The sequence below is a fragment of the Curtobacterium poinsettiae genome (assembly GCF_047226435.1).
Taxonomy (GTDB): domain Bacteria; phylum Actinomycetota; class Actinomycetes; order Actinomycetales; family Microbacteriaceae; genus Curtobacterium; species Curtobacterium poinsettiae.
In genome coordinates this window covers 3,117,482-3,141,107 of record NZ_CP178434.1, presented here as the reverse complement: position 1 = coordinate 3,141,107, position 23,626 = coordinate 3,117,482, and the positions used below count along the sequence as shown (strand labels likewise).

Annotated in this window: 23 protein-coding genes; 16 read left to right on the top strand and 7 right to left on the bottom strand. The window is 69.0% G+C overall.

Annotation, left to right across the window (positions count from 1 at the left end):
* Nucleotides 1-233: 233 nt before the first annotated feature.
* Nucleotides 234-1,316: a DUF3644 domain-containing protein gene (locus tag ACL00U_RS14780; protein ID WP_262118046.1), complete on the bottom strand. Its 1,083-nt coding sequence runs from the start codon at nt 1,314-1,316 to the stop codon at nt 234-236.
* A 63-nt stretch (nt 1,317-1,379) separates the two neighbouring features.
* Here ACL00U_RS14780 and ACL00U_RS14775 point away from each other — a divergent pair, with 63 nt between their 5' ends.
* The 7 genes from ACL00U_RS14775 (at nt 1,380) to ACL00U_RS14745 (ending at nt 8,825) form a co-directional block, all read left to right on the top strand.
* On the top strand, nt 1,380-2,225 hold the full coding sequence (locus ACL00U_RS14775; RefSeq protein ID WP_412873566.1) for a hypothetical protein: 846 nt from the start codon (nt 1,380-1,382) through the stop codon (nt 2,223-2,225).
* A gap of 30 nt (nt 2,226-2,255) precedes the next feature.
* Nucleotides 2,256-3,110 carry a hypothetical protein gene (locus ACL00U_RS14770; RefSeq protein WP_262118042.1) on the top strand — a complete coding sequence of 285 codons (855 nt, stop codon included), beginning with the start codon at nt 2,256-2,258 and terminating at the stop codon, nt 3,108-3,110.
* Between the two features lie 484 nt (nt 3,111-3,594).
* Nucleotides 3,595-5,037, top strand: a complete 1,443-nt coding sequence (gene argG, locus ACL00U_RS14765) for an argininosuccinate synthase (protein ID WP_042540079.1) — start codon at nt 3,595-3,597, stop codon at nt 5,035-5,037.
* Nucleotides 5,038-5,295: 258 nt separating this feature from the next.
* Nucleotides 5,296-5,463 carry a hypothetical protein gene (locus ACL00U_RS14760; RefSeq protein WP_017888026.1) on the top strand — a complete coding sequence of 56 codons (168 nt, stop codon included), beginning with the start codon at nt 5,296-5,298 and terminating at the stop codon, nt 5,461-5,463.
* Between the two features lie 41 nt (nt 5,464-5,504).
* Nucleotides 5,505-6,116 carry a copper resistance CopC family protein gene (locus tag ACL00U_RS14755; RefSeq protein WP_017888025.1) on the top strand — a complete coding sequence of 204 codons (612 nt, stop codon included), beginning with the start codon at nt 5,505-5,507 and terminating at the stop codon, nt 6,114-6,116.
* Between the two features lie 245 nt (nt 6,117-6,361).
* Nucleotides 6,362-7,189, top strand: a complete 828-nt coding sequence (gene nadE, locus ACL00U_RS14750; RefSeq protein WP_031260204.1) for an ammonia-dependent NAD(+) synthetase — start codon at nt 6,362-6,364, stop codon at nt 7,187-7,189.
* Nucleotides 7,190-7,367: 178 nt separating this feature from the next.
* A complete protein-coding gene (locus tag ACL00U_RS14745) occupies nt 7,368-8,825 on the top strand; it encodes an SPFH domain-containing protein (protein WP_017888023.1) in 1,458 nt (485 codons plus the stop codon).
* A gap of 27 nt (nt 8,826-8,852) precedes the next feature.
* Here the strand turns inward: ACL00U_RS14745 and ACL00U_RS14740 are convergent, their stop codons facing one another.
* On the bottom strand, nt 8,853-9,266 hold the full coding sequence (locus ACL00U_RS14740) for a hypothetical protein (RefSeq protein WP_017888022.1): 414 nt from the start codon (nt 9,264-9,266) through the stop codon (nt 8,853-8,855).
* 72 nt (nt 9,267-9,338) lie between these two features.
* On the bottom strand, nt 9,339-10,289 hold the full coding sequence (locus ACL00U_RS14735) for a phosphotransferase (protein ID WP_412873565.1): 951 nt from the start codon (nt 10,287-10,289) through the stop codon (nt 9,339-9,341).
* A 169-nt stretch (nt 10,290-10,458) separates the two neighbouring features.
* Here ACL00U_RS14735 and ACL00U_RS14730 point away from each other — a divergent pair, with 169 nt between their 5' ends.
* The 9 genes from ACL00U_RS14730 (at nt 10,459) to ACL00U_RS14690 (ending at nt 20,696) form a co-directional block, all read left to right on the top strand.
* Nucleotides 10,459-12,519, top strand: coding sequence for an MDR family MFS transporter (locus tag ACL00U_RS14730; RefSeq protein ID WP_140449398.1), 2,061 nt, complete (start codon nt 10,459-10,461; stop codon nt 12,517-12,519).
* 77 nt (nt 12,520-12,596) lie between these two features.
* Entirely contained in the window at nt 12,597-13,190 is a 594-nt protein-coding gene (locus tag ACL00U_RS14725; RefSeq protein ID WP_214531968.1) for a TetR/AcrR family transcriptional regulator, read from the top strand.
* A gap of 241 nt (nt 13,191-13,431) precedes the next feature.
* Nucleotides 13,432-14,769 carry an enolase C-terminal domain-like protein gene (locus ACL00U_RS14720; protein ID WP_071250318.1) on the top strand — a complete coding sequence of 446 codons (1,338 nt, stop codon included), beginning with the start codon at nt 13,432-13,434 and terminating at the stop codon, nt 14,767-14,769.
* A gap of 47 nt (nt 14,770-14,816) precedes the next feature.
* Nucleotides 14,817-16,052 (top strand): ABC transporter substrate-binding protein, encoded by a 1,236-nt coding sequence (locus ACL00U_RS14715; protein ID WP_235517659.1) that lies wholly within the window; start codon nt 14,817-14,819, stop codon nt 16,050-16,052.
* 108 nt (nt 16,053-16,160) lie between these two features.
* Nucleotides 16,161-17,135, top strand: coding sequence for a carbohydrate ABC transporter permease (locus ACL00U_RS14710; protein ID WP_042540073.1), 975 nt, complete (start codon nt 16,161-16,163; stop codon nt 17,133-17,135).
* On the top strand, nt 17,128-18,018 hold the full coding sequence (locus tag ACL00U_RS14705; RefSeq protein WP_052481878.1) for a carbohydrate ABC transporter permease: 891 nt from the start codon (nt 17,128-17,130) through the stop codon (nt 18,016-18,018). The genes ACL00U_RS14710 and ACL00U_RS14705 overlap by 8 nt, the downstream gene beginning before the upstream one ends.
* Nucleotides 18,019-18,067: 49 nt before the next feature.
* Nucleotides 18,068-19,393 carry an alpha-L-fucosidase gene (locus ACL00U_RS14700; RefSeq protein WP_214562566.1) on the top strand — a complete coding sequence of 442 codons (1,326 nt, stop codon included), beginning with the start codon at nt 18,068-18,070 and terminating at the stop codon, nt 19,391-19,393.
* Nucleotides 19,393-19,737 carry an L-rhamnose mutarotase gene (locus tag ACL00U_RS14695; RefSeq protein WP_056071737.1) on the top strand — a complete coding sequence of 115 codons (345 nt, stop codon included), beginning with the start codon at nt 19,393-19,395 and terminating at the stop codon, nt 19,735-19,737. The genes ACL00U_RS14700 and ACL00U_RS14695 overlap by 1 nt, the downstream gene beginning before the upstream one ends.
* Nucleotides 19,734-20,696 carry an aldo/keto reductase gene (locus ACL00U_RS14690; RefSeq protein ID WP_042540067.1) on the top strand — a complete coding sequence of 321 codons (963 nt, stop codon included), beginning with the start codon at nt 19,734-19,736 and terminating at the stop codon, nt 20,694-20,696. The genes ACL00U_RS14695 and ACL00U_RS14690 overlap by 4 nt, the downstream gene beginning before the upstream one ends.
* Nucleotides 20,697-20,784: 88 nt before the next feature.
* Here the strand turns inward: ACL00U_RS14690 and ACL00U_RS14685 are convergent, their stop codons facing one another.
* The 4 genes from ACL00U_RS14685 to ACL00U_RS14670 all read right to left on the bottom strand — a co-directional run bounded on the left by ACL00U_RS14685 (nt 20,785) and on the right by ACL00U_RS14670 (nt 23,600).
* Nucleotides 20,785-21,060: a GlsB/YeaQ/YmgE family stress response membrane protein gene (locus tag ACL00U_RS14685; RefSeq protein WP_056071734.1), complete on the bottom strand. Its 276-nt coding sequence runs from the start codon at nt 21,058-21,060 to the stop codon at nt 20,785-20,787.
* A 96-nt stretch (nt 21,061-21,156) separates the two neighbouring features.
* Nucleotides 21,157-21,792, bottom strand: a complete 636-nt coding sequence (locus tag ACL00U_RS14680) for a FadR/GntR family transcriptional regulator (RefSeq protein ID WP_042540122.1) — start codon at nt 21,790-21,792, stop codon at nt 21,157-21,159.
* A 138-nt stretch (nt 21,793-21,930) separates the two neighbouring features.
* Nucleotides 21,931-22,752 (bottom strand): SDR family NAD(P)-dependent oxidoreductase, encoded by an 822-nt coding sequence (locus ACL00U_RS14675; protein ID WP_412873564.1) that lies wholly within the window; start codon nt 22,750-22,752, stop codon nt 21,931-21,933.
* Complete coding sequence (locus tag ACL00U_RS14670) at nt 22,752-23,600, bottom strand: fumarylacetoacetate hydrolase family protein (protein WP_412873563.1); 849 nt, start codon at nt 23,598-23,600, stop codon at nt 22,752-22,754. Before ACL00U_RS14670 ends, ACL00U_RS14675 begins: the two co-directional genes overlap by 1 nt.
* Between the last annotated feature and the right edge of the window lie 26 nt (nt 23,601-23,626).

Here is a 23,626-nt window from a genome sequence, read left to right as displayed (position 1 = left end):
ACTCGGACGGCTTGCCCATCAGGGAAGTAGTCCTGACGCAGATCAAGGCGGTCGTACAGGTACGCTCGCTGCTCTCGGCTAGCGAGCCCCATCACTACCCGCATCTCACGTCCCACAAAGAGCGAGTAATCAAAATACAGAAAAGCCTGGGCAGTCGCCCTGCTCGGGGTCTTTTATCGCCGCACTCTGCGGACGGGCTATGGATGTAAGTGCTCAGGGGCTGGTGGTCGTTCTCAGGCTGGGTCCTTGGCCGCAGGGAGCTTCGCTGCAACCCCCACGGTCTTCTTGAAGCCTTCTTCTGTGCTGCACTGCTTGATGAGCCATGCCGTGTACGCGGGCGTGTACGTGTAATCGTTGTGTGGTGCGTCCCAAATGCACCACTCCTTGCGCGTCTCCGCTGGCGAATTAGTGGCCCCGTACGGGCGAACATGCTGAGCCTTGTTCACGAGGACGAAGTGACGTTGGTTGAACACGAACGGGATGGCAGAGGCAACGTCCGCGATGACCTGCTTCGGTTTGCTGTTGCCAGCGTTGGAGACAGCCACTTCCTTCGCATGCTTGATAACCATCCCGCGCTGCGCGAGCTTCTCAGCTGCTTCGCGTTCCTCTTCGGTCAGGTCGTCCATGTTGAAGAACTGGATCGGCATGTCACCCTTGCGGTTGCCTCTCTCCAGCAGCACGGTCAGCCGCATGCAGTACTTCGGATCACGGGTCACTGCGTCGTCAAGGCTGCTGTCGTACTCCGCGAGGAACGTCCGAAGGTCTGCTGGCAGGCTCTTCGTCATCCGAAGTAAGTCTGCTTTCCCCCTGTCGGTGAACCCGCCGATGAACACGGGGAACCTCAGGATGTGCGCAAGGGACTGTTCGCTGCCAGCCAGGGCCACAAGAGCTTCCTCGTAGTTCAACAGCAACGAGTGGCACTCGCCGCTCACTATGGACTGCAAGACCTCCTCGGCCCCGTTGTGCCGATGCTCGATCTTGTTGCGGAGCTTGATGAAAAAATTGAGGTTTGCCCGAACGGGGTTCGCGGGGGCGGGGTACTCGCTCTTCACAAACCAGTCCAGCGGGTAGTTCTCGTACTCACCGTCAATCTTCTTGTAGCGCAGCGGCTTGTCACTCTCGCGGCGGCGGTACGCCTTTTCCTTGCCCGCCTTCATCCACTTCGCTTGGAACAGGTACAACCACGCTATGTGCATGTGAACAATGAACCCCTCCAGCGACCGCGCCTCTTTGGGATCGTTGTACAGACGCACGGCAAGGGTCGCTTCGTCTTTGGACGCATCCAGCATGCGCTGCCACTTGTACGGAGGGGCCATGATGCGAGCGTGCCACAACTGAGCCGACGTCAGGGTGTCCGCCGCGCTGTGTAGCCTGCTGACATGACCGACAACACCTGGCAGCCTCCTGTCCCCTCTGGGATGGAAGGGGTGCTCGTTGACGGGTTCCCGCGATGGCTGCGAGAGCCAACCATCACCTGGTTCCGAGAGAAGTTGCTATCTGCATACGAGGAGCAGTTCTTCCCTGCTGCGCTGATCCGCTTTCAGCTTACGATGCGCGCGGACTATGGGTTCAGCCCACGAGAGATCTACTTTGAGGACGACGTGCGGCCGTTCTTGCGCCGGTGCGACGACGCGACGCTCGTCAACTTCATGGACTACCTGCTCGTGTTCGGGGAGGATGACCGCCCTGAGGGTCCGAATAACAGCTACCTGGAACACATCCTCAGCGAGGGTGGAAGCAAGTGGGCTGTCGCCGTAGTGGGTGATGAGCCACGGCTGGTGGAACGTGTCCCAGCAGGAGTGTTGAACTCGGTCCAGCAGGCCGCGGCAGGGGCGGACGCCGCAGCGCAGAAGTTGCAGGAAGCATGGGTTGACGCGTTCGGTACGAATCCGCGCGCGTCCATCGCCTACTACAACGCGGTGGTGGCGGTTGAGAGCGCAGCCTTCGCTGTCATCCCTCTCGGCATGCCGGAGCCGACCCTTGCCAACATCTTCTCCTTGCTTGAAGCCGAGACACCGAAGTGGAAGCTGACGCTCCGCGACTCAGAGAAGGCTCCTGGAGCGAAGAGCCTAGCCGCGATGCTACGTACGCTCTGGCGTGGCCACGACTCTCGGCACGGTGCAAAGGAGTATGCGAATGTGACAATTGAGCAGGCGCGAGCTGCCGTGATCCTCGCAGCCACCCTCGTGTGGTGGTTCCGTAGCGGAGTAGTTATTGCCGCATGATGCCGCCCGCCGTTTAGTAGAGTTCCGATCATGACGGCAGTCTGGCAACCGATCTTCCCGAACGGGCGAGAACAGCTCGTCACCGAGGGCTTCCCGCCGTGGTTGCGTAGACCGCTCATGCCCTGGTTCCGCAACCGCTTGTCACCGCACGGCGACTACTTTCCTTCCGACGCTCTCACTGATTTCCAGCTTCTGACGCACACGGACTGGGGCTTCACCAGCGCCAGCATCTCCTTCGGTTCGCAGATGATGAAGTTCCTTGAAACGGTTGAGGACGAGACATACATCAACTTGATGGACTTCCTTCTCGCCTGGATCCCTCAGCCCGCGGGCTGGGGGATTGATCCGAAAGCCAACGAGTTGAACGAAGTGTTGAAGAAAGCCAACAGCGAGTGGACTGCTGCTCGCATCGGTGACAGATTTACGCTCGTCAAGTCTGTCTCCGCCGGCGTACTGCGCAGCGTGGAGCAAACACTGAACCGCGACAGCGCCGCCGCGGTGGAACTGCAACAAGCCTTCACGCAAGCCTTCGGAGTGCACCGATCGCCCTCGGATGCGTACTCCAACGCCGTCGTCGCCGTGGAAATCGCTGCTCTCACCGTCGTGAAGGTCAACAAGGACACGGCAACGCTGAGCAACGTCATCAATTACTTGGAGACGCAGCCTGACAAGTGGACTCTGGTCTTCCGTGACGATCGCAACGCACCGGGGGCTGAGACATTGGCGAAGATGCTCCGCGCCCTCTGGAAGGGTCACGAGAGCCGCCACGGGCGCGAAGACTACAAGGATGCGACCGAGCAGCAGGCACAGGCCGCAGTGCTGCTTGCGTCAACCCTCGTGTGGTGGTTCAGTGAAGGAGTGGTGCGGCCAGCATCGGAAAGCTGACGGTCACGTTCGCAAGTCTGTTCGGAGAGGGCGGAGCCTGTCCTGCGTGGTCACTTTAAGTAGAAAGCGCACCCTCATCTGCTCCGCTCAATGGCTTCATCGCGCGGCCCGGCCCCGTCATTCTCAGCAATGAGGAGTTGGAAGGTCGCCCGGTAATGGAGGCGGATACCCCTGTCCCCGTCACAGCGTAGGTGCTCTATCCCGAGACGGCTATTCAGATGGAGGCGTTTCTTCGCCCACACCGCCCGAGCTCTCCTCGTGCAGTACACGGCGGACGGCGGAGCTACGCGCCACGTGTGGGTCTGGGGAAGAGCCGTGAGTCGGAGATAGCCCCAGGCCACTTCGTGCAGCCGCACCAGACCCGAGGGCACGGCGGGGTTAGGGGCGAACTTTTGTCTCCCGCAAGGGGCACTTGGCCGGAGAGGTCTCCACAACCGTCGCCCCGGACGGTAGTCCACCCCGCTGGCCCCGTACGATTGACCCTGTGTCCAAGGTCCTGAGCAGTCTCCCCGTCGGCGAACGAGTCGGCATCGCGTTCTCAGGGGGTCTCGACACCTCCTGCGCCGTTGCCTGGATGCGCGAGAAGGGAGCGATCCCCTGCACGTACACGGCCGACATCGGCCAGTACGACGAGCCGGACATCGACGCCGTCCCGAGCCGCGCCCACGAGTACGGCGCGGAGATCGCCCGACTGGTCGACGCGAAGAGCGCCCTGGTCGAAGAAGGCCTGGTCGCCCTGCAGACCGGTGCGTTCCACATCCGTTCAGGCGGCAAGACGTACTTCAACACGACGCCGCTCGGTCGCGCGGTGACGGGCACGATGCTCGTCCGCGCCATGAAGGAAGACGGCGTCGACATCTGGGGCGACGGCTCCACCTACAAGGGCAACGACATCGAGCGGTTCTACCGCTACGGCCTGATGGCCAACCCGCGCCTGCGCGTCTACAAGCCGTGGCTCGACTCCGAGTTCGTCGAGGAGCTCGGCGGCCGCAAGGAGATGAGCGAGTGGCTCGTCGCCCGTGGGTTCCCGTACCGCGACTCCACCGAGAAGGCGTACTCGACCGACGCGAACATCTGGGGCGCGACGCACGAGGCGAAGAGCCTCGAAGAGCTGTCCAGCGGCCTGGACATCGTCGAGCCGATCATGGGTGTCGCCGCCTGGCGTGACGACGTCGAGGTCGCGACCGAGATCGTCAGCGTCCGGTTCGAGGCCGGTCGCCCCGTCGCGATCAACGGCGTCGAGTACACCGACGCGGTCGCCCTGGTCTACGAGGCGAACGCCATCGGTGGCCGCCACGGCCTGGGTGCGTCCGACCAGATCGAGAACCGCATCATCGAGGCGAAGAGCCGCGGCATCTACGAGGCGCCGGGCATGGCGCTGCTGCACATCGCCTACGAGCGCCTGCTCAACGCGATCCACAACGAGGACACGGTCGCCTCGTACCACAACGAGGGTCGCCGTCTCGGTCGCCTGATGTACGAAGGCCGCTGGCTCGACCCGCAGTCCCTGATGCTCCGTGAGTCGCTGCAGCGCTGGGTCGCCTCCGCCGTCACCGGCGAGGTCACGCTGCGTCTGCGTCGCGGCGACGACTACACGATCCTCGACACCACGGGCCCGGCGCTGTCGTACCACCCGGACAAGCTGTCGATGGAGCGCGTCGGCGACGCCGCGTTCGGGCCGGACGACCGCATCGGCCAGCTCACGATGCGCAACCTCGACATCGCGGACTCTCGTTCGCGACTCGAGCAGTACGCCGCCGCCGGCCTCATCGGTGGCGCGACGGCCGAGCTCGTCGGCGAGCTCGAGGCGGGCGAGGCCGAGGAGATCCTCGGTGGCGCGATCGTCGCCTCCGACGCCGAGGACGCGATGGGCCGTCGCACCGACCTGGCCTCCGAAGGCGCCGCCTTCGACTCCGGCACCGACTGATCGAGCGGACCCGCGCCCTGGGCGCGACCCCCTGACGACGGGAGGCCCGGTGCCGGCTGGCACCGGGCCTCCCGTCGGTCGTCAGCCGCGAAGCGCATCCACCTCGACGGCGGTGGGACGCGACCGTATCGTTGCGGTACCGGGTCAGTCATCAGGGACTCGTCGTCACGATGCTCCTCACGATCTGTGGGGTCTGGCACAGCGGGTCGACCCGGACGGATCCGAGATGCGCATCATCTCGACGAAGGGCTGGTCATCATGGCCGCCAACTTGCAGAACATCTGGCACCGCCACGGGCTCCGGTCCCCGGAAGAACTCGCCGCCCTCGTTGCCGAGCGCCTCGAAGGAACCGGCCACCAGCTCGTCGGCGCCGGCGACGCGCGCTACGAGCCGACGTACGCAGACTTCCTCGGCGAGCAGCTCTGACCCGCAGCGGATTGCCGCTCGACCGTCGGTAGAGTCTGCGCATGCGTACAGCCCGAACCACTGCGGCGGCACTGGCGATCGTCGCGGCGGGACTGCTGACGCTCGTCGGCGTCCAGCCCGCGTCTGCCCACTCGGCCCTGACGAGCAGTACCCCGGCGGACGGGGCGGTCATCACCGAACCGCTGCAGACCGTCGACCTGACCTTCTCCGAGGCGCCGCTCGCCGGCCTCGACGCCGGGCTCCGGATCCAGGTGACGGATGCTGCCGGCACGGACGTCGCCACGGGTGACGTGACCGTCTCCGGCACGACCATGCGCCGCGCGGTCGATCTCGACCGGGGCAACTACACGGTGCTCTGGCGGTACGTGTCGCCGGACGGCCACCCGATCGAGGGCACGCTCGCGTTCGACTACCGGGCTGCAGCTGCTGTTCCGACCCCGAGCGCGACCGGTGCTCCGACCCCGACGGCGAGCACCGCGCCCACACCGAGCGCCACCGCGACGGCCACCGGGGCGTCCGACGGAGCGCCGTCGTCGTCACCGGGCATCGCGCCCGGCGTGTGGGTCGCCCTCGGCGCCGGCACGGTCCTGGTGGCCGGTGCTGTCGTCGTGCTGCTGCTGCGCCGTGGGCGCAGCGCCGAGCGCAGCTCGTAGCGCGGCGCACCTCACTTCGTGAGCAGGAACGGTCGGGTCGCAGGCGCGCACCCGACCGTTCCTGCGCACGAAGCGCACGCGGCGCGACCGCGTGCGCCACGGGAGTGGCCTCGAGTGCGGCGTCGGCGTGGCGACGAACACGATCGGGACGAACAGCACTCCTGGGCGATCGACAGCGCCATCGCGTGGCATCGAACTGTCGATCGATCCGGTCCATCCGGGCCGATCGGCGTGATACTGGGGTGGTGCGTGAACTCCAAGCCGCCATCGCAGCGGACCTCAACGTCCAGCCGACCATCGACCCGGAGCAGGAGGTCGCCCGTCGTGTCGGGTTCCTGCGCGACTACCTGCTGACGACCGGGGCGAAGGGGTACCTCCTCGCCATCAGCGGCGGGCAGGACTCCACCCTGGCCGGCCGCCTGACCCAGCTCGCGGTCGAGTCGCTCCGTGCTGAGGGGCACCCGGCCGAGTTCACGACCGTCCGCATGCCCTACCGGGTGCAGGCCGACGAGGACGACGCCCAGCTCGCCCTGCAGTTCATCGCGGCCGACCCGGGCATCACCGTGAACATCGAGCACGGGGTCGACGGGGTCGTCGAGGACACCGCGGCCTCCGGCGTCGAGCTGAGCGACTTCGTGAAGGGCAACGTCAAGGCCCGCATGCGCATGGTCGCCCAGTACGCGGTCGCCGGGCAGCGTGGCCTGCTGGTGGTCGGCACGGACCACGCGGCCGAGGCCGTCACGGGCTTCTTCACCAAGTACGGTGACGGCGGCGTCGACCTCACCCCGCTCACCGGGCTGTCGAAGAGCCAGGGGCGGCAGCTGCTCGAGCACCTCGGCGCACCCGCCCGTCTGTACGAGAAGGCCCCCACCGCGGACCTGCTCGACGAGACGCCCGGGCAGACCGACGAGGCGAACCTGGGGCTGTCCTACGCCGAGATCGACGCCTACCTGCAGGGGCACGACGTGCCGATCGAGGTCGCCGAGGCGATCGAGTCGCGCTACCGCGCGACGGAGCACAAGCGGCAGGTGCCGGCGACGCCCTTCGACGACTGGTGGCGTGCGGGCGCGTAGGCGCTGACGCGACACGGCCGGGAGGCGCGGTGCAGGTGATCCTGCACCGCGCCTCCCGTCTGTCGTCCCCGACACTTCCCTGCGCGCCCCCCGCTGTCCGCCGGCGCTCCTAGGATGGGAGCCAACGGAACAACAGATGCGGAATCCAGGCTGGTACCTGGTCCGCAAGGGGGGAAACATGGACGTCCTGTTCGCGCTCGGAGCCATCCCGCTGGTCATCGTGGGGATCATCGTCCTCGCCGTGATCGCGCTGATCTACGCCAAGGTCGTGTACCGCAACGCCGGCGCCGACGAAGCGCTCATCATCACCGGCAAGCGCTCGCGCAAGGTCAAGAACGACGACGGCACCGAGACCGTCGAGTCCGGCATCAAGGTCGTGCTCGGCGCCGGCGTGCTCGTCCGACCCTTCTTCGAGAAGGTCGCGAAGCTGTCGCTCAGCTCGCGCGCGATCGACATCAACGTCAACGCGCAGGACTCCCGAGGGGTCACCATCGACGTCGAAGCGGTCGCGCTCGTCAAGGTCGGCGAGACCGACGCCTCGATCCGGGCTGCCGCGCAGCGGTTCCTCGGGCAGGAGAAGAAGATCGACGACTTCGCGCGCGAGGTCCTGTCCGGTTCGCTCCGCGCCTCGATCGGTGCGACCGACGTGTCGACCATCATCCGCAAGCGCGACCAGCTCACCGTCGCCGTGCTCGACGTCGCGAAGGACGCCCTGCACAGCCAGGGGCTCGACGTCGACTCGTTCGAGATCAAGGGCATATCGGACCGCAACGAGTACATCAGTGACCTCGGTCGTGCCGAGCGTGCACGGGTGCGACTCGAGGCCGAGAACGCCGAGGCCCAGGCCGACCGTGAAGCGCGAGAGGCGCGCGCGACCGCCGACCAGGCGATCGCCGAGGCCGAGAACACCCTGGCCATCCGTCGTGCCGCGCTGCAGCTCGACGCCGACCGTGCGTCCGCCGAAGCCGCTGCCGCCGGCCCGCTCGCCCAGGCGCGTGCGTCCCAGGGCGTCGTCGAGCAGGAGCAGATCACCGCGCAGAAGCGTGCCGAACTGCGCCGTGCCGAGCTCGAGTCCGAGGTCTCCGCCGTCGCCGAGGCCCAGGCTCGCAAGACCCGCGTCGAGGCCGAAGCCGCTGCCGGTGCCCAGGTCGAGACCGCACGCGCCCAGGCCGAGGCCCGCCGGATCTCCGCCGAGGCCGTCGCGGCCGAGGCGAAGGCCGAAGCGGACGCCCGCAAGCTCGCCGCCGACGCCTCACGCGCCGAGGGTGAAGCCGCCGCCGACGCGATCCGTGCGAAGGGTCAGGCCGAGGCCGATGCGACCAAGGCGCAGGCCGACGCGCTCGCACAGCACTCCGAGGCCGTCCTGCGGGTCAAGGCGATCGAGACACTGCCGAGCATCGCCCGCGAGCTCGCTGCTCCGATGAGCAACATCGACACGCTCACCGTGGTGTCCTCCGACGGCGCCGGCGCACTGTCGAAGAGCGTCGTCAGCCAGTTCAGCGAGGTCGATGCGCTGCTCGGTGCCACCGCCGGGTTCACCCTGAGCGACATCGTGAAGAGCACCACGACGGGGCAGGCAGCCGCCCGTGCCGTTGTGCGCGAGCAGGCGGCGCCGCAGGCCGAACCGGTCGAGTAACCGAGCGTTCGGCGGGCGCGTCGGGGGTCAGCCCTCGCCGCGCCCGTTCTCGTCCTGTTGGTCGCGCTGCTGCCCACCGGCGTCCTCACGCTGCTGCGACCCGGCGTCCTCGCGCTGGTCGGCCAGCCGCTGCTGCCAGACGACACTGCGAGCGGCGCCCTCGAGCACGTCGTCGACGCTGCGTCCGCTCTGTGCGGCGAGGGCGCCGCTGAGCCCAGCGGTCAGGGTCCCACCGGCCGCGGCGAGTCGCTCGACGACCTCTTCCTGCCGCTGCGTCAGGGGCTCGTCGACCAGCTCGTCGATCGTGTCGCGGATGTTCTGCTCGCTCGCGTCCAACGCCGCTTCGTCGCCGGACTGCAGGGCTGCTGCCTCGCCGACGACGACGAGACCGAGGCGCGCGGCGTCGTCTTCGGGGCGCGGGGTGCGGTGCTCGTCAGTCATGCGGTGGACCGTACGCTCCGGCGCGCTGCGCTCCCTGGACAGATGCGTCCCCCGGCGTCCGCGGACGAGCCGTCAGTCGGCCCAGCGGCGGAGCAGCCACTCGGCGGCCGCCACGCCCTCGCGCCGCTGGAAGTCGCGGATCGTGGGCATGTTCGGTGGCGCCGGCGGCAGGGCGTGCTCGAAGAACAGCCCGGCGAGCCCGGCCAGCACGGCGTCGATCGTGTCGGCCGGAACCTCGGCGAACACCGGGTGCGTGGCGAGGTGGTGCTCGACGTCGGCGTCCTCACCACGCACGAGGGTGTCGAGCAGGTAGGTCAGCGGGTCGAGCCAGTGCGCACCCACGCTCGCCCAGGGCCAGTCGACCACCCAGACGAGCCCGCCGCCGTCGACGAGCAGGTTGTCCGCTCGGCAGTCGGCGTGCACGAGGTGCTCGCCGTCGACGAGCGCGGCCGCCTGCGACGCCGCACGGGCGATCGCGGGGCCGGCGTCGAGCACGTGCGGCGGCACGACCTCGGCGACGCGGGCGGCGGTCGCGTCGTCGGTCAGCATCCGGTCCCAGGCCCCGAACTCGTCGCGCAGGTCCTCGGCGATGCGGGGGAGTGCCGCCAGCGCGCCGGTCGCGAGGGGCAGGGTGTCGAGCGCGTCGAGCACGGCCGTCGTGTCCGAACCGTCGAGGTGGCTGCCCGGGTGCTGTCCCGCGACGTCGTCGAGCACGAGCGCGACCCAGTCGTCGCCGTCGACGGTGGTGTGCAGTGCGTCGAGCAGCCGCGGCGCCTGCACGGTGGTCGGCAGCTGCGCCATGACCGTCGCCTCGCGCCGGTGCAGCTCGAAGGCCGCTTCGTTGCGCGAGCGCGACACGGTCTTCACGAAGGCGCGTCGTCCGGCCCCGGTCGTCACGCGGTCGGCGCTGCCGGGGGACCACCCGCTCGCCTGCGACTGGGCGGTCACGACGGGCCCGCCCAGCATCCCCTCCACCTGCTGCCGCAGCGTCGTCGGTACGTCGGTCCAGGTGGTTCGCCCCATGACCCGACGCTACCTGAGAACCCGTACACAAACGTGCACGCTCGGCAACTTTGCGTTGGCGGCAAAGGTGCTTGCGGTGTAAAGTTGCAGAGCCTGCAAGGTTGATCCTCGTTCGGGGTCCCGACCAGGCCGACGACAACCACGCCACACCCCCTGTGAGGAACACCGCATGTCCACTGCCACCGCACCCGTCGAGGTGTCGCGCGGACGACAGGACTCCCCGGCGAGCACGCCGGGCAAGCCGATCATGTCGCACCGCCAGATCCTGCTCGTCATCTACGGCCTGATGGCGGGCATGTTCCTGTCCTCGCTCGACCAGACCATCGTCGGCACCGCGATCCGCACGATCGGCGACGACCTGCACGGCCTCGACCAGCAGGCCTGGGTCACGACCGCCTACCTGATCGCGTCGACCATCACCACGCCCATCTACGGCAAGCTCTCCGACGTCTTCGGTCGTCGCCCGCTCTACATCTTCGGCATCGCGGTCTTCATCCTCGGGTCGCTGCTCTCGACCCTGTCGACGTCGATGACCATGCTGGCCGCCTTCCGCGCGTTCCAGGGCATCGGTGCCGGTGCGCTGATGTCGCTGCCGCTGGCGATCATGGGCGACATCCTCGCGCCCCGTGAGCGTGCGAAGTACCAGGGCTACTTCCTGGCGGTCTTCGGCATCTCGTCCGTCATCGGCCCGCTCATCGGCGGACTGTTCGCCGGTGCGAGCTCGATCGTCGGCATCACCGGCTGGCGCTGGGTGTTCCTGATCAACGTGCCGATCGGCGTCGCGGCGCTGCTCATGGTGATCGCGTTCCTGCACCTGCCGAAGTTCGGCGAGGCCAAGGCGAAGCCGCGCATCGACTGGTGGGGCGCCACCTCGGTCATCGTCACGCTGGCACCGCTGCTCCTCGTCGCGGAGCAGGGTCGCACGTGGGGCTGGGGTTCGGCGAGCGCGCTGGCCTGCTACGGCATCGGCGCACTCGGCCTCGTCGCCTTCCTGGTGATCGAGACCCGCATGCAGGACGACGCGATCATCCCGCTCAAGCTCTTCCGCTCGGCCACGTTCTCGATGGCGACCGTCCTGGGCTTCCTGGTCGGCTTCGCGATGTTCGGTGCGATGCTCACCATCCCGCTGTACCTGCAGATCGTCACCGGTCTCACGCCGACGGAGTCCGGGTTCGCCACGCTGCCGATGATCGGTGGCCTGATGATCGCCTCGATCGCGTCGGGGCAGATCGTGGCCCGTACCGGCCGCTACCGGATCTTCCCGGTCATCGGGACGGCGTTGGTGTCGCTCGGCTACGTCGTCCTGACGTTCATGACGATCGACAAGCCGCTGTGGTTCCTGATGATCGGCATGTTCCTGATCGGCCTCGGGCTCGGCCAGCTCATGCAGAGCATCACCCTGGCGTCGCAGAACGCGGTGCAGCCGCGGGACATGGGTGTCGCGACGTCGTCCGCCACGTTCTTCCGCCAGATCGGTGGCACGCTCGGCACCGCCGTGCTGCTGTCCGTCCTGTTCTCGCTCATGCCGACGAACATCCTGCACGCCACGGCGGACCAGTCGAACCTGAAGCCCGCCCTCAGCGCGGCGCTCGACCCGACTGTCGCGAGCGCCAAGGCGAACCAGGGGGTCATGGACCAGATCTGGAACCCGATCGTCACCCCGCTCCAGCAGCAGGTGCAGTCCGGGCTCGACACCGCCACCGACCAGGTGACCGCGGCCACCGCCGGTGCTCCCGATGCGGTGCGGCAGCAGGCGCTCACCGCAGCCGCCGACAAGGCGCACGCCAGCGTGCAGGACGGCCGACTCGTCGTCGACTGGTCCGACTCGTCGCAGCGCACCTACTGGGTGGACCAGCTCGCCCCGGAGCTGTCGAAGCAGATCGACAAGGGCGCGAACGACTCGAAGGACTCGAACGCCGAGACGAGCGACACGTCCTACCTCAACGGTGCGGACCCGGCCCTGACCCGGCCGTTCATGTCGGGGTTCAACGCCTCGGCCGTGACCGTCTACTGGGTCGGTTTCTCGGTGATCCTGCTCGCGTTCGTCCTGAGCTTCTTCTTCAAGGCGCCGCCGCTCCGCAAGAGCTCGGCCCTGCAGGAGCAGGCGGACGACGCCGGCACCGCCGACGACCTCGAAGCGCAGGCCGTGCGGGCCGCGGACACGATGGGCTCGCCCACCGCCCCGGTCACCGGTTCGATCCCGGTCCAGGGCGGTCGGTCCAAGGACTGAACCCCGCCGGGCCTCCTCGTCACACGACGCGGAGGCCCGGCGTCGCACGGACCCGAGAGCAGGACGGAGCGCAGCACGTGCACCAGACCACCACCACCGAGGACCTCGTCGCGAGCGACTGCGGCCTGCGGGAACGCAAGAAGCAGCAGACCCGATCCGCCATCCACCGGTCGGCACTCGCCCTGGTCACCGAGCGGGGGCTCGCCGGGGTGACGGTGGAGCAGATCTGCGCGGACGCCGGGGTCTCCCCGCGGACGTTCTTCAACTACTTCCCGTCGAAGGCCGAGGCGGCCCTCGGGTTGCCGGCGACGATGGTCCCGGACGCGGCGCGCGCAGTGTTCCTCGGCTCCGCGGGTCCGCTGGTGTCGGACCTCTGCGAGCTCGTCGCGCAGACGGTCACCCTGCCACAGGACCGTCGGCGCATGAAGGAGCTCGTCCGGGCCCGGCCCGAGATGGTCCCGGCGATGATGCAGTGGATGGCGCACGCCCGGCAGACGGTCCTGACGGTCGCTGCCGAGCGGGTCGGCGAGGACACCGCGCGGACCGCGACCACGCTGGTGATGGCCGCCGTGATCGAGTCGGCCCACCGGTCGGCGGACGGTTCGCGCGACGAGCTCGCGGCGCGGCTGCGTGCGGTCGTCGCCGAGATGGGGCGGCTCGCCTCCGCCTGACCGGCGCGACCATCGCGTCGCCCCCGGCGCGGGGGTGAGAACGGCCTGGAGGCGCGGTGCGGGACCGGCCCGCACCGCGCCTCCAGGCCGTTGGTGCGTCCAGGCCACCGCATGCGCAGTCATCGGACGGTTGCGGGGTGACTTTCGCCGAAACGGCACGAACACGGCTCTTGACGCGCAAGACATCGGATGTTTTGATTGCACCGTTCGGTCGACGGAGACCGGACGGCAGGAGACACAGATGAGCCGCATCACCGGTCTGCACGTGCACGACATCCGGTTCCCGACCTCGCGAGAGCACGACGGGTCCGACGCCATGAACCCCGCACCCGACTACTCCGCCGCCTACGTCGAGATCACCACCGACGCGCTCGACGGCCTGGTCGGCACCGGCTTCGTCTTCACCATCGGCCGCGGCAACGAGGTGCAGGAGTCGGCGATCGCGGCGCTCCGCGGGCACGTCGTCGGCGCCGATGCCGAGGCGGTCCTGGCCGACATGGGCGGCACCTGGCGCGCGATGGTGCACGACTCGCAGCTGCGGTGGCTCGGCCCGGAGAAGGGCGTCATGCACATGGCGATCGGCGCCGTCGTCAACGCCCTGTGGGACCTGCGGGCGAAACGTGCGGGGCAGCCGCTCTGGGCCCTGCTCGCCGACCTGCGCCCCGAGGAACTCGTCGACCTGGTCGACTTCCGGTACCTGACCGACGCGATCACCCCGGCCGAGGCGCTCGAGCTGTTCCGCGCCGCCGAACCGCTGCGTGCCGAACGCCGTGCCCGTCTGGAGCGCGAGGGCTACCGCGCCTACACGACGACCCCGGGCTGGCTCGGCTACGACGACGAGAAGCTCGCGCGGCTGTGCCGCGAAGCCGTGGACGACGGGTTCACCCAGATCAAGCTCAAGGTCGGCGGCGACGTGGACGAGGACGTCCGACGGATGGGCATCGCCCGCGCCACCGTCGGCCCGGACGTCCGGATCGCGATCGACGCGAACCAGCGCTGGGACGTCGACGAGGCCGTGGCGTGGATCGACCGGCTCCGCCCTTTCGACATCGCGTGGGTCGAGGAGCCCACGAGCCCGGACGACATCCTGGCCCACGCCGAGATCGCCCGGCGCATCGCCCCGATCCCGGTCGCGACGGGGGAGCACATGGCGAACCGCGTGATCGCGAAGCAGCTGATCCAGGCCGGGTCGATGTCGGTGCTGCAGATCGACGCCACCCGGGTCGCCGGGGTGAACGAGAACCTGGCGATCCTGCTCCTCGCCGCGAAGCACGGCGTCCGTGTCTGCCCGCACGCCGGCGGTGTCGGCCTGTGCGAGGCGGTGCAGCACCTGTCGATGTTCGACGCGGTCGCCCTGACCGGCGACCTCGACACCCGGTGCATCGAGTTCGTCGACCACCTGCACGAGCACTTCGTGACCCCGGTCGACGTCCACGACGGCCGCTACTGGCCGCCGACCGCGCCCGGCGCCGGCACCGAGATGCTCGCCGACACCCTGACCACCCACGCGTTCCCGGACGGCCCGGTCTGGGCCGAGTCCGACGCAGCGCACGTCCCGGACGCCGTCCGGGTCGCCTGACTCCTCCTCCCCGCACACCCCATCACCACGACGAAGTGGAGACACCGATGCAACGACGACGTACCGCCGGGCTGGCGGCAGCAGCAGCTGCCCTGCTCGCGCTCACCGGCTGTTCCGCTGGCAGCAACGCCAGCGACGGCCAGTCGAAGGACTCCCTCACCTGGGCCATGTGGATCGCCGGGAAGGAGGACAAGGCCGCGTGGCAGAAGGTCGCCGACACCGTCAAGACCGACGACGACGTGGACGTGTCGATCCAGGGCTCCCCGTTCAACGACTACTGGACGAAGCTCCGCACGCAGCTGTCCACCGGCACCGCCCCGTGCATCGTGAGCATCCAGTCGCTCCGCGCCGCGAACTACACGGACGTGCTCGTGCCGATCGACGACATGGCGAAGCAGGCCGACCTCGACCTGAGCGAGTACGACCAGACCGGGCTCGACGGCATGAAGGTCGACGGCAAGCTCTACGGGCTGCCGTACGACACCGGCCCCATGGTCATGTTCTACAACAAGGACATCTTCGACAAGGCGGGCGTCCCCGAGCCGAAGCCGGGCTGGACGGTCGACGAGTTCGAGGACGCCGCGAAGCAGCTCAAGGCCGCCGGCACGCCGATCTGGGGCACGAGCGTCGAGGACATCCCCCTCGAGTCGATGATCCTCGGCTACAACGGCGGTCGGGTCATCGGGGCCGACGGCACGCTCGACGCCTCGAACACGAAGTTCGCCGAGGGGCTCGACTGGATCGGCAGCCTGGTCAAGGACGGCTACGCCACGCAGGCGAGCACGGACGGCTCCACCGACGACAACGCGTTCGTGTCCGGTGACGTCGCGATGTACAGCGACGGTCCGTGGTCGATCATCAGCCAGAAGGCCAAGGTGCAGTTCGACCTCGGCATCACGACCATCCCCTCGGGCACGGACGGACCCAGCTCGTTCGCCGCCGGGTCGGGCTTCGGCATCTCGAAGCAGTGCAAGTACCCCGAGCAGGCGTTCAAGGCCATCACGACGATGACGAACGAGGCCACGCTCACCTCGCTCGCCGAGCAGGGTCGCGCCTTCCCGGCACGCACCGCGGCGCAGCAGGCCTGGTACGACAACGCCGGCATCGACGGGGTCGAGGACGCCCTGAAGACGGGGCTCGAGAACGCCACCCCGCTGCCCGGCAACAAGCAGAGCGACCAGCTCAACCAGCTCTTCGCGCAGTACGCCCTGCAGGCGGTGAACGGACAGACCTCCGGCAAGGACACGATGTCGTCCATCGCGAGCCAGCTCGGCTCGCAGTGACGGGCGTCACCCCTTGACGGACGGGGAGGCCCGCCACGGCCCCGCCACGGGCCTCCCGTCCGATCCCCACCCTGTTCAGGACCGCGCGAACGACGAGGAGGTCGTCGCATGACCACCATCCAGGACCCACCCGCCGAGGCGGCGCTGCCCGCCCCCGCGGTCGCGGTCGCGACCGGCGCGGCGCCCCGCCGGAAGACCGGCGGCGCCGACGCCGAGCTCGGCCGCCGCTCGTGGTGGGGCGCGGCGTTCGCCGCACCGCACTCGATCGGCCTCGTCGTGTTCACGGCGTTCCCGATCCTGGCGTCGCTCGTCGTGAGCTTCATGAACTGGCCGATGCTCGGTGAACGCTCGTGGGCCGGCCTGTCGAACTACGCGCAGCTGTTCTCCGACCCGATCTTCCGGACGGTCACGCTCAACACGGTGCTGTTCGTCGTGCTCTACGTGCCGCTCAACCTGGTCGTGTCCCTCGGACTCGCGGCCTGGCTCACCCCGAAGATCCGGCACCGGCACGTCTTCCGCGTGCTGTTCTTCATCCCGACGATCACGCCGATCGTCGCGAACGTCGTCGTCTGGCGGATGCTGTACCAGCCGGGCGGCGCCATCGACGCGACGCTGCAGTCGACCGTCGGCGTGCACGCCCCGAACTTCCTGGCGGACGACCACTGGGCGATGCTCGCCGTCGTCGCGATGAGCGTCTGGCAGGGGTTCGGCTACAACATGCTGATCTTCTCGGCGGCGCTCGACTCGGTGCCGGAGAACCAGATCGAGGCTGCCCAGCTCGACGGGGCGAACGCCTGGCAGATGTTCTGGCGGATCAAGTTCCCGCTCATCTCGCCGTCGATCTTCTTCGCGACGATGATGACCCTGATCACCTCGTTCCAGGTGTTCGTGCAGCCGTTCGTCCTGACGAAGGGCGGTCCCGGCACCGCGACCGAGACCCTGGTGCAGTACATCTACAACACCGGGTTCCAGACCCAGCAGCTCGGGCTCGCATCGGCCGGGGCATGGGTGCTGTTCGTCATCATCCTCGGCATCACGGCCGTCCAGTTCCTCGGACAGAAGCGGTGGGTGCACTATGAGTGAGCTGACCTCGTCCAACCGGACGATCAACCCGCGGGCGCTGCCCCGCACGCACCGGCAGGCCGGCAGGGTGCGCCACGCGGTCGGGTACGTGCTGCTGTGCCTGGTGGCCCTGCTGTTCGTCTCGCCGCTCATCTACATGGTGGCGACGAGCCTGAAGCCGTCGGCCGACGTGTTCACGACCCCGCCGACCCTGTGGGGCTCGTCCATCGAGTGGGGCAACTACGCGCAGGCGTTCACCTACCTGCCGTTCGCCCGGTTCATCCTGAACGGCGTGTTCGTCGCCGCGGCCGGCACGGCGATCAACGTCGCCGTCGCGGTGCTGTCCGGCTACGCGTTCTCACGGCTGCGGTGGCGCGGCCGGAACACGGTGTTCGTCCTGTTCCTCGCGACGCTGATGATCCCGCAGGACGTCCTCGTCATCCCGATGTACGTGATGATGCAGGGCTTCGGGTGGGTCGACACGTTCCAGGCGCTCATCATCCCGTGGGCGTTCACGGCCCTCGGCGCGTTCCTGGTGCGGCAGTTCTTCCTCACCGTGCCGCAGGAGCTCGACGACGCCGCCCGGGTGGACGGTGCCGGAGCGATCCGGACGTTCTTCTCGGTGATGCTCCCGCTCGCCCGGCCGACGATGGCGGTCCTCGCCGTGTTCTCGTTCATCGCGTACTGGAACTCGTTCCTCTGGCCGCTCGTCATCGTCAACGACGTCGAGGCCCGTGGCACCATCCCGCTCGGCCTGCAGCAGTTCTTCGGGCAGCAGGGCTCCGAGTGGAACCTCGTGATGGCGGCGTCGGTGATCTCGATGCTGCCCACCGTGATCCTGTTGATCCTGCTCCAGAAGCACCTGGTCAAGGGGATCGTCACCAGCGGTCTCGGTGGCCGGTGACGCCGCCGAACGTCTTCCCTCGTCCTCCACTGAAAGGAACACTGGCCTCATGACCATCACCGCACCTGCCGACCCGCAGACCGCGACGGATCCCGCGGGGTTCCCCGCGTGGTTCTCCCACGACCGGTTCGGCATGTTCATCCACTGGGGGCTCTACGCCCTGCCGGCACGGCACGAGTGGGTGAAGAACCACGAACGGATCACCGACGCCGACTACCAGAAGTACTTCGACCACTTCGACCCGGACCTGTTCGACGCCGCCGACTGGGCCCGCCGTGCGCGCGCGGCGGGGATGAAGTACGTCGTCCTCACCACGAAGCACCACGAGGGCTTCTGCCTGTGGGACACCGCACTCACCGACTACAAGTCCACGAACACCCCCTTCGGCCGGGACATCGTTCGGGAGTTCGTCGACGCCGTCCGTGCCGAGGGGCTGCGGGTCGGTTTCTACCACTCGCTCATCGACTGGCACCACCCGGACTTCACCGTCGACGGCGTGCACCCCCGGCGCGACGACTCGGCGGAGGAGATCGAGGCGTTCAACGAGGGCCGCGACATGTCGCGCTACCGCGAGTACCTCCACGGTCAGATCGAGGAGCTGCTCACCGACTACGGGCAGATCGACTACCTGTTCTACGACTTCTCGTACCGGGACAACGACCACGAGGACATCTGGGGCGGCAAGGGTCGCGACGAGTGGGGCTCCGAGGAACTCATGGCGCTGACGAAGCGCCTGCAACCGGGCATCATCGTCAACGACCGGCTCGACATCCACGGTGACCTGGTCACCCCGGAGCAGTACCAGCCCGACAAGCCGATGGAGGTCGGCGGGGTCCCGGTGCCGTGGGAGGCCTGCCAGACGTTGAACGGCTCGTGGGGTTACGACCGCGACAACCTGAACCTGAAGCCGGTCGACCTGCTCGTCCGCATGCTCGTCGACGGCGTCTCGAACAACGGGAACATGCTGCTCAACATCGGGCCGACCGGTCGCGGTGAGTTCGACGGGGTCTCCCGCCGGACGCTCGAGGGCATCGGGACGTGGATGCACCAGCACGCCCGCTCGGTGTACGGCGCCGGACCCGCGAAGTTCGTCGCCCCGCGGAACACCGTCTACACGCAGAACGGGAACCGCCTGTACCTGCACCTGTTCGCCTGGCCGTTCGAGCACGTGCACCTGCCAGACCTGGCCGGCAAGGTGGCGTACGCGCAGCTGCTCAACGACGCGTCGGAGATCCACTTCCGCGAGATCCCGCCGGGCACCCGAGCGCAGAACACCGGGCTCGGCGGCCAGCCCGCCGGCACCCTCACCCTGACGCTGCCCATCGTGCGACCCGACGTCGCCGTCCCCGTCGTCGAGCTGTTCCTGCGCGACTGATGCAGCGGATCCTGACGCGGACGCGACTGCGGGCCGGGAACGAGGCGGCGTACGACACCGTGCACGCCTCGGTCCCGCCCGCGCTCGCGGCACGACTGCGCGAGGCCGGCGTGCACGACTGGACGATCTGGCGGGACGGGCTCGACCTGGTCCACCTGATCGAGGTCGAGGACCACCGGGCGATGCGCCGGGCGCTCGCCGACGACCCGGTCAACGCCGAGTGGCAGGAGACGATCAACCCGCTGCTCCAGGCGGCCGACGACTACTCGGGCGACGACGACGGCGTCCCGCGGGTCTGGTCGCTGGCGGACCAGGTGGACGGCGTGGACCAGGTGGCCCCGTGACGGACCTCGCCCTCGACCTGGACCGTGGGCCGTTCTGGTTCGGTGGGGCCGGCATCGGCAACCTGCTCCGTCCGGTCTCCGACGACGACGCCCGCGACACGGTCGACGCCGCCTGGGACGCCGGGGTGCGCGGGTTCGACACCGCTCCGCACTACGGCCTCGGATTGTCCGAACGACGGCTCGGGGTGGCGCTCGCCGGACGCCCCCGGCAGGAGTTCCTCGTGTCGACGAAGGTCGGGCGGGTGCTCGTGCCGGGGCGCGGCGACGGCGACGACCTGGCGTCCGGGGGCTTCGCGGTGCCGGACGACACCGTGCGGCAGTGGGACCCGTCGCCCTCGGGCGTGCGGCGCTCGCTCGACGACTCGCTCGGCCGGCTCGGGCTCGACCACGTCGACGTCGCCTACCTGCACGACCCGGACGTCTACTCGCTCACCGACGGCCTGACCCAGGCGCTGCCGACCCTCGCCGAGCTCCGCGACGAGGGCGTCGTGCGGGCGGTCGGCGTCGGGTCGAACTCCGTCGAGGCGCTGTCGGCGGCCGTCGACACCGGGCTCTGCGACGTCGTCATGCTCGCCGGCCGGTACACGCTGCTCGAGCAACCGGCGGCGGCGCTCGTCGACCGGTGCGCGGCGCTGGGCGTCGCGGTCGTCGCGGTCGGCGTCTACAACTCGGGGCTGCTCGGGCAGGAGCGCCCCGCGGCCGGCGTGACCTACGACTACGCCGAGGCGCCCGCGCGGTTGCTCGCGCGGGCGAACGCCATCGCCGACGTGTGCGACCGCCACGGGGTCACCCTGCCCGAGGCCGCGCTGGCGTTCCCACGGCGGGCCCCGGCGGTCGCCGCGATCGCCCTCGGCGTGCAGTCCGCCGACCAGGTGCGCTCGAACGTCGCCCGGGCCGCCGCCGTCGTGCCCGAGGCGCTCTGGGACGACCTGCGTGCTGCGGGCCTGCTCGACACCTGACCCACGCACGACGAAGGCACCCCGCCCACGCGGTTGCGCGGTTCGGGGTGCCTTTCGTCGTGCGCCGGTCAGACCGGCAGTGTGGTGCCTAGCGGCGCGAACCGCGGCCGGCGACGCGCGTGTAGATGAACAGCACGATGACGGCGCCGATGATCGAGCCGATGATGCCGGCCGGCTGGAAGAAGCCGTCGTTCCCATCGTGGTTGAAGATCAGGTAGCCGAGGAATCCGCCGACGAACGAGCCGACGATGCCCAGGACGATCGTCATGAGGATGCCGATGTTCTGCTTGCCGGGGATGATGAGCCGGGCGAGAGCGCCGGCGATGAGTCCGATGATGATCAAGCTGATGATGAGACCGAGCACGGTGTCCTCCTCGTGGGTGCGGTTGCCGCGGCATGGTTGCCGGAGTCAGGGCCGAGGACTGACACAACTCCGAGGTTCCTGGGAGGATTGTCGGGTTCAGTCCAGGGAGCGCCGCAACCAGCGCTCGACCCCTTCGACGTGGGACACGACGAGGGCCTGCACGAGCTGCGGGTCGCGGCGTCGGATGGCGTCGACGATGGCCGCGTGCTCGTCGAGGGTCCGCTGCACCGAGCCGTTCTGGGTCAGCCCCCGCCACACCCGCACCCGCACCGTCTTGCTCGACAGGGCGTCGAGCAGTCCGGACAGGTACTGGTTGCCGCCGATGCCCGCGATGGTCGAGTGGAACAACAGGTCGTGGGCGACGAGGTCCTCGACGCCGGTGTCGTCGGTGACGGACTGCATCAGGGTCGCGAGTTCGTCGATCTGCTGTTCCGTGGCACGCGCGGTCGCCAGGACGGCGGACGCCGGTTCCAGGATGCGTCGCACCTCGAGCAGGTCGACGAGCGACCGGTCGTGGTGCATGTCGACGACGAACGACACCGCCTCGAGCAGGACGCCCGGTTCGAGGGACGTCACGTACGTGCCGTCGCCGCGTCGGACGTCGAGCACGCGGATGAGCTCGAGCGCCTTCACCGCTTCACGCAGGCTGTTCCGCGACAGGCCGAGCGACTCGCTCAGTTCCTTCTCGGGCGGGAGGCGCTGGCCGGGTTGGAGCTCGCCGCTCACGATCATCTGTTGGATGCGTGCGATCGCATCGTCGGTCAACGACGCCACGTCACCACCTCCTGTGGACCCGGCCGCCTGTGCGACGGGACGTCCCGACGATACCCGGGACGGGCCTCCAGGCCGTGCGGCGGAGCCGTGGCGCGATCACGCCGGCCGCAGCCGGAGCGCCTGCATCCCGCCGTCGACCGCCAGCTCGACGCCCGTCGTCGACCGGGCGAGCGGGCTCGTCAGGTAGGCGACCGCCTCGGCCACCTCGGCTGCCTGCACCAGTCGGCCGTGCGGCTGGCGTGCCTCGAGCGCGGCGCGTTCGGCTGCCGGGTCGTCCGCGGTCGACAGGAGCCGTGCGATCCACGGGGTGTCGGCGGTGCCCGGGTTGACGGCGTTGACGCGGATGCCCTCGCGGACGTGGTCGGCTGCCATCGCGCGGGTGAGTGCAGAGATCGCCCCCTTCGTGGCCGAGTACAGCGCACGCTGGGGGAGTCCGGCGGTGGCCGCGACGGAGCACGTGTTGACGATGCTCGCGCTGTCGGAGGCCCGGAGGTGGGGGAGTGCGGCGCGGGACAGGCGAACGGCACCGAGCACGTTGACCTCGTACACGCGGCGCCACTCGTCGTCGGTGTTGTCCTCGACGCTCCCCTGAGCGCCGATGCCGGCGTTGTTCACGAGCACGTCGAGACCGCCGAGCTGGTCGACGGCCGACGCGACGGCGGCACGGACGGACTCGTCGGACGACACGTCGCAGGTGACGGAGACGAGTCCCTCGGCGGTGGACGGCTGCAGGTCGAGCACGGCGACCGCTGCGCCGCGCTCCCGCAGGGCTGCCGCGATGGCCGCGCCGATGCCGGAGGCGCCGCCGGTGACGATCGCGCGGAGACCCGCGTGGCTGCCGGGCGTCCCGGTGGTGCCGGTGGTGCCGGTGGTGCCGGTGGTGCCGGTGGTGCCGGTCTGGTCGGTGGTGTCGGTCATCAGGCTGCTCCTACGGTCTGGCGCTGCGAGCCGAGCCCGTCGGCGGTGAGTTCGACCACGTCGCCGGGCTGCAGGTACGGCGCGTGTCCTGCGAGGGCGACCCCGGCCGGGGTGCCCGTGCTGATGACGTCGCCCGGGTACAGCACCATGAACTGCGACAGGTACCGGACGATCTCGACGGGTCGGAAGATCATGTCGGCGGTGGTGCCGTCCTGCCGCACCTCGCCGTTGACGGTGAGCCGGAGCGCGAGCGCCGCCGGGTCGACCTGGTCGGGGGTGACCAGCCACGGGCCGAGCGGGTTGAACGTCTCGCAGGACTTCCCCTTGTCCCACTGCCCGCCGCGCTCGAGTTGGAAGGCGCGTTCGGAGACGTCGTTCGCGATGGTGTAGCCCGCGATGCAGGCGCTCGCCGCCTCGTCGGAGTCGCAGTACCGGGCGGTGGCGCCGATGACGACGGCGAGTTCGATCTCCCAGTCGGTCTTCTCGCTGCCGCGGGGGATCAGGACCTGGTCGTCCGGGCCGATCACCGTCATCGGGTCCTTCATGAACACGATCGGCTCGGTCGGGATATCGGCGCCGGTCTCGGCGGCGTGGTCGCGGTAGTTCAGGCCGATGCAGACGACCTTGCCGGGGCGGGCCACCGGTGCGCCGCGCCGCAGGCCCTCGGCGTCGGGCAGCACCCGGACGTCGCCGGCGTCGCGCGCGTGCCGGACGCGGGCGACCGGGTCCGCTGCCAGGAAGGCGCCGCTGATGTCGGTCGTGATCGGGCGGAGGTCGAGGACCTCGCCGTCGGTGTCGACCGCGACGGGGATCTCGTCGCCCGCGGGGCCGAGTCGTGCGAACTGCATCGTTCCTCGCTCTCCGGTTGCACCGG

What these genes read in the sequence shown, in the direction of transcription:
- ACL00U_RS14670 (WP_412873563.1), bottom strand. Translation starts at nt 23,600, where the DNA reads ATGCAGTTCGCACGACTCGGCCCCGCGGGCGACGAGATCCCCGTCGCG.
- ACL00U_RS14740 (WP_017888022.1), bottom strand. Translation starts at nt 9,266, where the DNA reads ATGACTGACGAGCACCGCACCCCGCGCCCCGAAGACGACGCCGCGCGC.
- ACL00U_RS14705 (WP_052481878.1), top strand. Translation starts at nt 17,128, where the DNA reads ATGAGTGAGCTGACCTCGTCCAACCGGACGATCAACCCGCGGGCGCTG.
- ACL00U_RS14700 (WP_214562566.1), top strand. Translation starts at nt 18,068, where the DNA reads ATGACCATCACCGCACCTGCCGACCCGCAGACCGCGACGGATCCCGCG.
- ACL00U_RS14735 (WP_412873565.1), bottom strand. Translation starts at nt 10,289, where the DNA reads ATGGGGCGAACCACCTGGACCGACGTACCGACGACGCTGCGGCAGCAG.
- ACL00U_RS14775 (WP_412873566.1), top strand. Translation starts at nt 1,380, where the DNA reads ATGACCGACAACACCTGGCAGCCTCCTGTCCCCTCTGGGATGGAAGGG.
- ACL00U_RS14745 (WP_017888023.1), top strand. Translation starts at nt 7,368, where the DNA reads ATGGACGTCCTGTTCGCGCTCGGAGCCATCCCGCTGGTCATCGTGGGG.
- ACL00U_RS14760 (WP_017888026.1), top strand. Translation starts at nt 5,296, where the DNA reads ATGGCCGCCAACTTGCAGAACATCTGGCACCGCCACGGGCTCCGGTCC.
- ACL00U_RS14715 (WP_235517659.1), top strand. Translation starts at nt 14,817, where the DNA reads ATGCAACGACGACGTACCGCCGGGCTGGCGGCAGCAGCAGCTGCCCTG.
- ACL00U_RS14675 (WP_412873564.1), bottom strand. Translation starts at nt 22,752, where the DNA reads ATGACCGACACCACCGACCAGACCGGCACCACCGGCACCACCGGCACC.
- ACL00U_RS14695 (WP_056071737.1), top strand. Translation starts at nt 19,393, where the DNA reads ATGCAGCGGATCCTGACGCGGACGCGACTGCGGGCCGGGAACGAGGCG.
- ACL00U_RS14780 (WP_262118046.1), bottom strand. Translation starts at nt 1,316, where the DNA reads ATGGCCCCTCCGTACAAGTGGCAGCGCATGCTGGATGCGTCCAAAGAC.
- ACL00U_RS14770 (WP_262118042.1), top strand. Translation starts at nt 2,256, where the DNA reads ATGACGGCAGTCTGGCAACCGATCTTCCCGAACGGGCGAGAACAGCTC.
- ACL00U_RS14680 (WP_042540122.1), bottom strand. Translation starts at nt 21,792, where the DNA reads ATGATCGTGAGCGGCGAGCTCCAACCCGGCCAGCGCCTCCCGCCCGAG.
- ACL00U_RS14730 (WP_140449398.1), top strand. Translation starts at nt 10,459, where the DNA reads ATGTCCACTGCCACCGCACCCGTCGAGGTGTCGCGCGGACGACAGGAC.
- ACL00U_RS14720 (WP_071250318.1), top strand. Translation starts at nt 13,432, where the DNA reads ATGAGCCGCATCACCGGTCTGCACGTGCACGACATCCGGTTCCCGACC.
- ACL00U_RS14710 (WP_042540073.1), top strand. Translation starts at nt 16,161, where the DNA reads ATGACCACCATCCAGGACCCACCCGCCGAGGCGGCGCTGCCCGCCCCC.
- ACL00U_RS14755 (WP_017888025.1), top strand. Translation starts at nt 5,505, where the DNA reads ATGCGTACAGCCCGAACCACTGCGGCGGCACTGGCGATCGTCGCGGCG.